We start from the raw sequence: 9,219 nt of genomic DNA, 5'->3' as shown, positions 1-9,219 counted from the left end.
AGTTTTCAAAGAGCAATTTCAAGCTTCACTTCTTTTCAGAAGCGACTTTTATATACTAACAAACTTAATTATGTTTGTCAATAATATTTTTGGAGCGGGTGATGAGAATCGAACTCACGACATCAGCTTGGAAGGCTGAGGTTTTACCATTAAACTACACCCGCAAATTAAATTTTGATATTGTTGGGATGGTCGGGAAGACAGGATTCGAACCTGCGACCCCTTGGTCCCAAACCAAGTGCTCTACCAAGCTGAGCTACTTCCCGTAAATATGGCGCGCCCGAAAGGAGTCGAACCCATAACCTTCTGATCCGTAGTCAGACGCTCTATCCAATTGAGCTACGGGCGCATATTTATTTGGTGCGGCCGAGAGGACTTGAACCTCCACGGGGTTGCCCCCACTAGGCCCTCAACCTAGCGCGTCTGCCATTCCGCCACGACCGCGAAGCGACAAATATTATTATACCAAATTACTCAGCAAAATCAACTGGTAATTAATGGTGCGGGTGAAGGGACTTGAACCCCCACGCCTTGCGGCGCCAGATCCTAAGTCTGGTGCGTCTGCCAATTCCGCCACACCCGCATAGATAATATTTAATGGTGAGCCATGAAGGACTCGAACCTTCGACCCTCTGATTAAAAGTCAGATGCTCTACCGACTGAGCTAATGGCTCGTATGGCTGGGCTAGCTGGATTCGAACCAACGCATGACGGAGTCAAAGTCCGTTGCCTTACCGCTTGGCTATAGCCCATTGATATTTCATGAACAGAAATACATATTAGCATGCTTTCTATATAAAAGCAAGGTAATTCACAAAAAAAATAATGGCGGTCCCGACGGGAATCGAACCCGCGATCTCCTGCGTGACAGGCAGGCATGTTAACCGCTACACCACGGGACCAGAAAAATAAGAAAAAATAAAATGGTGACCCCTACGGGATTCGAACCCGTGTTACCGCCGTGAAAGGGCGGTGTCTTAACCGCTTGACCAAGGGGCCTAACATACAACTGCTATCAAAATATGGCGGAGAAGGAGGGATTTGAACCCTCGCGCCGGTTACCCGACCTACACCCTTAGCAGGGGCGCCTCTTCAGCCTCTTGAGTACTTCCCCAAAATGGCTCCGCAGGTAGGACTCGAACCTACGACCGTTCGGTTAACAGCCGAATGCTCTACCACTGAGCTACTGCGGAATAATTTCAAGTGAATCTAATCAAGAATATCTCTCATAGACTCTTTAGATTATATATAGCATCTCACCCAAAGTCAACATGTTTTTTAAAATCACGGAAACTTTTCATGGTATTTGAGGTGCTTTTAGAGATTAACACAAGATTAATTAGGTGTCAATCGATCCAAAAGGACAAGTTTCCCCTTACATCTGCCGCATACATACTTGGCTGTATTGATCCTTCTTTTCCTTGTAAATTGCTGGCCGCAAGATGAACACTGGTAAACCCATACCGCTCGAGGTTTTCTGGCTTTAAATGAAGTGAGCGTATTACAGAATCTTGGAGCACCTACTTGTTTCATCAATTCTTTGAAATCGTGGTCTCTGTGTTTATAACCCTTATTCTCAAGATGGAGGTGGTAGTGGCATAGCTCATGTTTAATAATGCCGACTAACTCGTCCATCCCCAGTTCATCATAATATTTTTTATTTATCTCTATATTATGGGAACTAAGCAGGTATCTCCCTCCTGTAGAACGGAGGCGCGGATTAAAAATAGCATGATGCCGAAAAAGGCGCTTGAAGTATTTAATTGATATTTCTTCAGTAAGCTGCTGCAATTGATGATTTTCCATTAAATGCGCCCCCCTCACTGGAACATGACAACCTATTATAACATAGACTTATTAAACCAATACATCCTCTATGGGGGTTTTTAACATGCCGACATGGTTTCAGAACCAAATGATGAGGGCTTATTATGACAAGGACCGGCACCAAATCAGACTTCTTAACCAATGCTGGTTTTTTTATCAAAAAAGAATGTAATTATCACACGAAAAACCCTGCTCCCCACCTTCAGAGCAAGGTTTTTCAGCCTATGATTGGGGTGAAAGCATGGTGAGGGCAACCCTTTGTTTTTTCATGTCTACATGATCTACCCACACAGTGACCACATCCCCAACTGAAACTACGTCCAATGGATGCTTTACGAAATTCCTGCTAAGCTTTGAAATATGAACAAGGCCATCTTGTTTAACTCCAATATCAATAAACGCGCCAAAATCAACTACATTTCGTACCGTTCCCTGCAATTCCATTCCGCTCGTTAAATCCTCAAGCTTTAAAATATCCTGCTTCAAGAGAGGCTTGGCTAATTCATCACGGGGGTCTCTTCCTGGCCGTGTCAATGCTTCTACTATATCTTTATAAGTTACTTCACCGATCCCTAATTCAACTGCAGTTTCACCGATCGGCAGCTTTGAGAGGGCTTCCTTCATTGCTTCTGTTCCTAAATCTGTTGTGGTTAGGCCGACCCTTTTTAACAGCGCCTTAGCTCTATCATAGTTTTCCGGATGAATGGAAGTTTGGTCAAGAGGTTCCTCGCCCTGGCTGATTCTAAGAAACCCAATGCATTGTTCGTATGTTTTGGAGCCTAGTCTCGGGATTCCTTTCAGTTGTTTCCTGCTGGAAAACCGCCCCTCTTCTTCGCGTTTCTTTACGATGTTTTGGGCTACCGTCTTTGAAAGGCCTGCTACGTATTGAAGCAGGGATGAGGAAGCTGTATTTACATTTACCCCCACTTGGTTAACCGCTGTTTCAACTACAAATGAAAGCGATTCTGACAGTTTCTTCTGAGATACATCATGCTGATATTGTCCTACACCTACCGACTTTGGATCAATTTTCACCAGTTCTGCAAGTGGATCCTGAAGCCGCCTCCCGATTGAGACAGCACTCCGTTCTTCGACCTGGAGATTAGGAAATTCCTCTCTGGCTATATCAGACGCAGAGTAAACGCTCGCACCTGCTTCGTTGACAATGAGATAGAATATCTGTTCTTCAAGATTTTTCAGAGTTTCGGTCACAAATTGCTCCGTCTCCCTTGAAGCCGTTCCGTTTCCAATGGCAACAACCTCAACTTTATGTTTTCGAAGCAGCTCAACCATCTTATCCCTGGCTGCTTCCTTTTTGGATACAGGGGGATGAGGATAAATAACACTTATCTCCATTACTTTTCCGGTATCATCCACGACAGCTAGTTTGCAGCCTGTACGGTAAGCAGGGTCAACCGCAAGTACGACCTTCCCCTTTAACGGCGGCTGAAGAAGCAAGTTACGAAGATTTTCAGAAAAAATATGGATTGCCCGATCTTCCGCTTTTTCTGTTAGCTCTTTTCTTATTTCCCTCTCTATGGATGGCATAATAAGCCTCTTAAAAGCATCCTCTGCAGCCTGCCCCACAAGCTCACTAACAACAGAATGAGGGCGCTTTATTACCTTGCGTTCTATGTAGGAAAGAATACTTTCTGTGTTAGGGATAATTGAAATACGGAGAATTTCTTCCTTCTCTCCTCTATTAAGGGCAAGGATCCGGTGAGGGACGATTTTCTGAACAGGCTCTTCGTACTCGAAATACATTTCGAAAACTTTTTTCTCGTCCTTTTCTTCGTTTTTTGCCTGTGAAATAATTTTTCCGTTTTTATATACCTCAGTCCTTATCCACTGTCTCAGACCCGCGTCATCTGAGATTTGTTCGGCGATAATATCCTTTGCCCCTGCAATAACGTCTTCAATTGTATGTAATTCTTTTTCCTCTGACAGATATTTAGCCGCTTCTGACTCCAAGCTTCCATGGGCTGGAAACGCCATAATCCACTCAGAAAAAGGTTCAAGACCCTTCTCTTTAGCGACCGTAGCCTTTGTTCTCCTTTTTTGCTTATATGGCCGGTATATGTCTTCAAGAATTTGGAGCTTCTCGGCTTTATGTATCTGGGCTGTCAGCTCTTCTGTTAATTTACCTTGTTCTCCAATAAGCCGGCGCACTTCCTCTTTCCTGCTTTCCAGATTTTCAAGGTAATTCCAGCGATCCATTATGTCTCTAATTTGAACTTCATCCAGTGAGCCGGTTAATTCTTTCCGATAACGCGCTATGAACGGAACGGTGTTTCCGTCTTGTAAAAGTTGAATAACATTCTGTACCTGGTCCCTCTTTAAGCTCAGTTCAGATGAAATTTTTCGAATCAATAGCTTTAACTGCTCCTCTGCCATGGTTACCATTTTCCTCCAAACGATTATTATTTCCTCTCCTTAGTCTATCAAAAGTGCAGGAAGGAATCGAATCCATATTACAATTGTATTTTAGGCAAAAAAAAGAGCCCGTGCTTATAGCAGGCCTCCTATGATTAATGTTGTATCGTCTGATTTCATCATATCTCTTTCCATTATCATACGCGCATTTTGCTCCAGATAACGATAAGACTTAAGAGCAGATTTAGCCCCCTGAAGCTGCAAGCCATCGGAATGCAGGATAAATTTCGCTTGGGGTTCATAATCAAACCTTTGGGTATGGTATTTTTGCACCCTTCCTGATAGATATCCTGTAACAGGCAGCGGATAGACAAGCTTGTCCGAAACAGGATTATAGAGAAAGAACCGAATATTACCTACCGAGCTGTATACAAACTGCTTAGTATCAAAATAAACCTTTAAAATAGAGACTGCCGCACCGCGTTTATTTACTAATGCACCATTGCAGATTTCCATCAGGACTTCTACCGACTCAGAATGGTGCTCCTTTACTATTTCAGTAACGGCGTGGGAGGACTCATAGGCATACTGGCCGCTTCCTAAGCCGTCTGCAAGTATACAAAGAAAATATTCTTCTGTGGAAACGAAGAAATAACCATCACCACAATAGGGCATATCATCTTTGGAAGTCTGTGAAGCAATAACCTCAATTCTTTCATTCCGCAATATTTCTTTTATCATCGAATGTACTCCGAGTTATTTTCAGCATTAATTGCTTCCTGGAGCTTTTTAATTGCCCGTCTTTGAAGTCGGGAAACATGCATTTGAGAAATCCCAAGTTTTTCACCGGCTTCTTTCTGGCTGAGATTTTCCAAATAGGTAAACTGAATAATTTTCTTTTCCCGATCACTTAACACATGGAGTACCTTTTCCAGAACAAGGCGCTGGTTTACTCTTTCAAAGCCCTCATCCACATTTCCGAAAATATCAAGAAGGGTAACAGTTCCACCGTCAGAATCTGCTTCAATGGAGTGGTCAACGGATAGAGCCTGATAGCTCTTGCCCATTTCCATTGCTTCCAGCACTTCTTCCTCGGACACTTCAAGATGCTGGGCTATTTCTTCAATTTTTGGAGAACGATGCAGCGTAGTGGTAAGTTCCTCCACTGTTGTCTTTATTTTAGGACCAAGCTCCTTAATTCGTCTTGGTACATGAACGCTCCATGTTTTATCCCGCAGAAAACGCTTGATTTCTCCAATGATTGTTGGTACCGCGAAAGCTTCAAAGCTTTTTCCGAATGATTCATCATAGCGGCGGATTGCCCCTAGAAGGCCAATCATCCCAACTTGGATGATATCTTCATGGTAGGATTTTCCTTTGGAATATTTTCTTGAGATGGTTTCCACTAAACTCTGATAGTGAAGGACCAATTGATTTTGGGCTTCCTCATCCTGATGCTCCTGGAAAGCTTTAATCCAATCATTAACCTTTTCCCTTGCTGCCTGGTTAGGTTGAGATTGTTTCTGCATCCATCTCCACCTGCTCTCCTTCTAGAAACTTGGTCATGAATAGGGTAACCCCTTCATTCTGGTGAATTTTTACTTCATCCATAAGGGATTCAATCAAATACAGGCCTAAGCCTCCCTCTCGTAAAGATTCCACACTTTGGGCATTCCCATAAGGTCCAAGACCCTGGCGCACCTCATCAAAGTTACAGCTTTGTCCATTGTCCGCCACCATTACCTCGAGGCGGTCCTTATATAATCCAAAGCCAATTTTCACTTCGCCGTTTTCATTATCCTTATATGCATGCTGGACAGCATTTGTACAAGCTTCACTCGTTGCAATCTTCAAATCCTCAATATCGTCGTATGAGAAGCCCATTCGGCTTGAGATTCCAGAGAGAGTTAAACGGATAACCCCGATAAACTCCGGTTTTGCAGGTATCTTCATTTCGATGTAATCGTAATATTGACTCATTCTAACCCACCCTCTGTATCACTTTTAATATCAATAATATCCGCCAAACCGGTAATATCAAATAGACGGCGCAATCGTTCGGATAACCCGACAAGCTGAAACTCGCCCTCATGGGAGCGTATACTCTTAAACAAACCGACAAAGACACCCAGCCCCGTGCTGTCCATGTAGGCAACTTCCTTTAAATCTATAACCATATTCACATTTTCCTTTTCAGACAAAGGAAAAATCGTTTCTCTCAGTTTTGGTGCGGTATACGCGTCAATTTCCCCTTTGACAGCTACTTCAATTCGGGAATTTATATCTTTAACATCAATACTAATATTCATTCAAGAGACCCACCTTATAAATTAATTGCTCTCAATATATACCCGCCGCTCCATGGAACTAAACTTCCCTCTTTAGAATAATCAGTGTAAAATCATCCCTCAATTGGAAATGCTGGAGCTTCTCGAGCTGCTTATAGATATTATTTACTATTTCCTGAGCTTTTAAGTGAATATTATTTTGAATATACTGAATCAACGTATCTCTCTCTATAAAGCCATCGTCCGTCCTGCATTCTGTAACACCGTCCGAAAGAAGGATAATCATATCCCCCGGTTCAACTTTTTTCTCATAGGCCTGATATTTTGTTTTCTTGCTGACGCCCAGCAGCAAACCTTTCGCATCTAAATCACGGAACTCCCCCGAAGCCGCTTCATAATAGAAACCAGGTTCATGCCCCGCAGAAGCATAAGAAAAAACATGGTTATGAGGATTATAAAGTCCGTAAAACATTGTAATGAACATACTAGGATCCACATTTTGTTCTACAACACGATTCAAGCTTTCGAGAACATAGCTTGGTGCATTGCGGTTTTCCGGCAGGCTGTCCATAGCATACTTAATCATAGACATGCAAAGCGCGGCTGGAATCCCCTTACCAATCACATCGGCAATAGCAACACCGATACACTCATTTTCGTCTTGGACAAAATGATAGTAGTCTCCATTCATATGCCTTGCCGGGACACTGATAACTCCGATTTCCATACCTTCATAATTCGGAACCTTTGTATCAAGCAGCATATGCTGGACATTGGTCGCTATTTCTAATTCTGATTTCAGCTCCTGCTGTTTATGGCGCAAGCTTTGGTGCTCCCGGTAGGCGATTCCGTACCCTATCATTACCTCTAATAAGAAATCTAGAGAATGGATCACCATGTCCGGTGTTTCTGGATAAATGTCCAATAAAATGCTTTTATGGAGACTGATTATTTCCTCCGGTGAAACTTTATATTCAATTGTTTTTCTGCTTAACTTTTGCCCCTGATATAACGCATTCTCCGTCTGTTTTCTTAAATATGTGGAGAGAGCTTCACGGTACTTTTCTTCCATGGTCTCTCGAAAATCCATTGCCTATCCCTCCTAACGGAGCCATTTTGTTGCTTTTATATCAGTCCCTTTCCCGGGTACAGAATCAATATCAAATTCATCCATCAGCCGTTTTACTCCAGGGAGGCCTGCTCCTAATCCTCCTGAAGTGGTATATCCGTCTTCCATGACCTTCCGGATATCCGGAATTCCGGGACCTTCATCAGTAGCAATAATTTTTAACCCTGCTTTATTGCCTTCATATACCTTTTCTATACATACCTTGCCCTGGCCGGCATATAAATATATGTTTCTCGCCAGCTCGCTAATGGCAGTGGTAATTCTTGCTTGGTCAACCGAACCAAAGCCAAGCTCTTTTGCGACGTTCCTGCCTAATTGGCGGGCTGCCACAATGTCCCATTCGTTAATGATTTTTACACAGGATTGGAATTCCATAAAATTATTCCCCCAATTCCTGTTGTAATTTCTCCAAGCCCTTTTCTAAATCTAGTGCTGTCAGGACATCCTCAAGCGTAATTCCAAGCTCGATCAATGTAATGGCCACAGCAGGCTGGATACCTGTAATTACAACTTTCGCTCCCATTAACTTAGACATACTGATGACATCACCCAGAACCTTCGCAATGAATGAATCAATAAAATCAATGGATGTTAAATCGATGACAACACCGTTTGCACTAGTTTCATGAATTTTATGAAGTAAATCTTCCTGGAATTGAAGAGCTGTGGCATCATCAAGCTCCCACTGAATAGACACTAACAAACAATCATAAAGTTTTAAAATCGGGATTCTCACGTTCATTCTTCTACCTCCACAATTTTGCGGTTTGTAATTTCGAGTGCTGCTTCAATTCCTTTTTTTAAAGAATTTTTTGTAATAATTTCATTTAGATTAATCCCCAGATTTACAATGGTCTGGGCAATCTCCGGGCGAATACCGCAAAGCATGCATTTTGCACCGACTAACCGGACTGCCTCCGCTGCCTGAATAATATGATGGGCTACCATTGTATCGACAACGGGAACACCGGTAATATCTATCAAAACAACCTCTGAACGGTGCTTCACTACTCCCGTTAGCAGGTTTTCCATGATTTGTTTCGCCCTTTCCGTATCAATCGTGCCAACCAAAGGCATAACCGTGATTTTCTCCAATACAGGAATTAATGGAGCTGACAATTCTTGAAGGGCAATTTTTTGAAGGGAAACTGTACGCTCCCAGGTTTGAGAATAGATATGGACAATTTCGTTGCTCATAGGAGTAGACCATCTATCGAAATCATAAACGATATCCATTTGATTTTCTGGAGTGATAATACCCTTATCTTTCATACCCTCAAATACAATCCTATTAAATTCCTGCAGCCCTTCACTTACAAAAGTAAGCGGCCAGCCTAGGCGAACCACTTTTTCAGCGAAATCAGACAGCTTAGAAATAAACTCTTCGTGGTTTCGTTCGACGTTAGTTACTATCATATCAATAAACTCGTTGCTGGTCCGAGTGAACATTTGATCGGATACTTGCTTTATCAGCCTTTCATCAGCTTTCTCTCTCATCCGTTCCATCCAATTCGCAAGAATGTCCGGCTGATTTTTCTTTATATAGTTATAAACCAATTTATCCATAAGTTCCTCCCGTTCTTTAGGCAAAAATTCGCCTTC

Annotated in this window: 11 protein-coding genes and 11 tRNA genes; 1 reads left to right on the top strand and 21 read right to left on the bottom strand. The window is 42.5% G+C overall.

What is annotated here, in order from left to right; translation table 11 throughout:
• Positions 1 to 90: 90 nt before the first annotated feature.
• The 12 genes from CVD28_RS20695 to CVD28_RS20640 all read right to left on the bottom strand — a co-directional run bounded on the left by CVD28_RS20695 (position 91) and on the right by CVD28_RS20640 (position 1,806).
• Positions 91 to 164: transfer RNA gene (locus tag CVD28_RS20695), tRNA-Gly, on the bottom strand.
• A gap of 25 nt (positions 165 to 189) precedes the next feature.
• Positions 190 to 266, bottom strand: a tRNA-Pro gene (locus CVD28_RS20690).
• Between the two features lie 6 nt (positions 267 to 272).
• Positions 273 to 349, bottom strand: a tRNA-Arg gene (locus tag CVD28_RS20685).
• A 9-nt stretch (positions 350 to 358) separates the two neighbouring features.
• Positions 359 to 444 (bottom strand) — tRNA-Leu (locus CVD28_RS20680).
• A 54-nt stretch (positions 445 to 498) separates the two neighbouring features.
• A tRNA-Leu gene (locus CVD28_RS20675) sits at positions 499 to 583 on the bottom strand.
• A 15-nt stretch (positions 584 to 598) separates the two neighbouring features.
• Positions 599 to 674: transfer RNA gene (locus CVD28_RS20670), tRNA-Lys, on the bottom strand.
• 3 nt (positions 675 to 677) lie between these two features.
• A tRNA-Gln gene (locus tag CVD28_RS20665) sits at positions 678 to 752 on the bottom strand.
• A gap of 74 nt (positions 753 to 826) precedes the next feature.
• Positions 827 to 902 (bottom strand) — tRNA-Asp (locus CVD28_RS20660).
• Positions 903 to 924: 22 nt separating this feature from the next.
• Positions 925 to 999, bottom strand: a tRNA-Glu gene (locus CVD28_RS20655).
• A gap of 24 nt (positions 1,000 to 1,023) precedes the next feature.
• Positions 1,024 to 1,114, bottom strand: a tRNA-Ser gene (locus tag CVD28_RS20650).
• Between the two features lie 4 nt (positions 1,115 to 1,118).
• Positions 1,119 to 1,193, bottom strand: a tRNA-Asn gene (locus CVD28_RS20645).
• Between the two features lie 142 nt (positions 1,194 to 1,335).
• Positions 1,336 to 1,806, bottom strand: a complete 471-nt coding sequence (locus CVD28_RS20640; protein WP_101596028.1) for a SprT family protein — start codon at positions 1,804 to 1,806, stop codon at positions 1,336 to 1,338.
• An 85-nt stretch (positions 1,807 to 1,891) separates the two neighbouring features.
• On the opposite strand from CVD28_RS20640, the gene cmpA reads away from it, so the two are divergent.
• On the top strand, positions 1,892 to 1,999 hold the full coding sequence (gene cmpA / locus CVD28_RS20635) for a cortex morphogenetic protein CmpA (RefSeq protein WP_101596026.1): 108 nt from the start codon (positions 1,892 to 1,894) through the stop codon (positions 1,997 to 1,999).
• 50 nt (positions 2,000 to 2,049) lie between these two features.
• On the opposite strand, the gene CVD28_RS20630 is transcribed toward cmpA, so the two are convergent.
• From CVD28_RS20630 to CVD28_RS20590, 9 genes are all read right to left on the bottom strand, one after another.
• Entirely contained in the window at positions 2,050 to 4,221 is a 2,172-nt protein-coding gene (locus tag CVD28_RS20630) for a Tex family protein (RefSeq protein WP_180954254.1), read from the bottom strand.
• A gap of 114 nt (positions 4,222 to 4,335) precedes the next feature.
• Positions 4,336 to 4,941 carry a SpoIIE family protein phosphatase gene (locus tag CVD28_RS20625; protein WP_101596020.1) on the bottom strand — a complete coding sequence of 202 codons (606 nt, stop codon included), beginning with the start codon at positions 4,939 to 4,941 and terminating at the stop codon, positions 4,336 to 4,338.
• Positions 4,938 to 5,729, bottom strand: coding sequence for an RNA polymerase sigma factor SigB (sigB, locus tag CVD28_RS20620; protein WP_101596017.1), 792 nt, complete (start codon positions 5,727 to 5,729; stop codon positions 4,938 to 4,940). Before sigB ends, CVD28_RS20625 begins: the two co-directional genes overlap by 4 nt.
• Positions 5,707 to 6,180 (bottom strand): anti-sigma B factor RsbW, encoded by a 474-nt coding sequence (gene rsbW, locus CVD28_RS20615; protein ID WP_101596015.1) that lies wholly within the window; start codon positions 6,178 to 6,180, stop codon positions 5,707 to 5,709. The genes sigB and rsbW overlap by 23 nt, the downstream gene beginning before the upstream one ends.
• Positions 6,177 to 6,509 (bottom strand): anti-sigma factor antagonist, encoded by a 333-nt coding sequence (locus tag CVD28_RS20610; RefSeq protein WP_101596012.1) that lies wholly within the window; start codon positions 6,507 to 6,509, stop codon positions 6,177 to 6,179. The genes rsbW and CVD28_RS20610 overlap by 4 nt, the downstream gene beginning before the upstream one ends.
• A gap of 58 nt (positions 6,510 to 6,567) precedes the next feature.
• Positions 6,568 to 7,578, bottom strand: a complete 1,011-nt coding sequence (locus tag CVD28_RS20605) for a PP2C family protein-serine/threonine phosphatase (RefSeq protein ID WP_101596009.1) — start codon at positions 7,576 to 7,578, stop codon at positions 6,568 to 6,570.
• Positions 7,579 to 7,590: 12 nt separating this feature from the next.
• Positions 7,591 to 7,992 carry an anti-sigma regulatory factor gene (locus tag CVD28_RS20600; RefSeq protein ID WP_101596006.1) on the bottom strand — a complete coding sequence of 134 codons (402 nt, stop codon included), beginning with the start codon at positions 7,990 to 7,992 and terminating at the stop codon, positions 7,591 to 7,593.
• Between the two features lie 4 nt (positions 7,993 to 7,996).
• On the bottom strand, positions 7,997 to 8,359 hold the full coding sequence (locus tag CVD28_RS20595) for an STAS domain-containing protein (protein ID WP_180954253.1): 363 nt from the start codon (positions 8,357 to 8,359) through the stop codon (positions 7,997 to 7,999).
• Complete coding sequence (locus CVD28_RS20590) at positions 8,356 to 9,183, bottom strand: RsbT co-antagonist protein RsbRA (protein ID WP_101596003.1); 828 nt, start codon at positions 9,181 to 9,183, stop codon at positions 8,356 to 8,358. The genes CVD28_RS20595 and CVD28_RS20590 overlap by 4 nt, the downstream gene beginning before the upstream one ends.
• Between the last annotated feature and the right edge of the window lie 36 nt (positions 9,184 to 9,219).

It is taken from the genome of Bacillus sp. M6-12 (assembly GCF_002860285.1).
Taxonomy (GTDB): Bacteria; Bacillota; Bacilli; order Bacillales; family DSM-1321; genus Peribacillus.
This window is presented reverse-complemented; position numbering and strand designations above follow the sequence as displayed.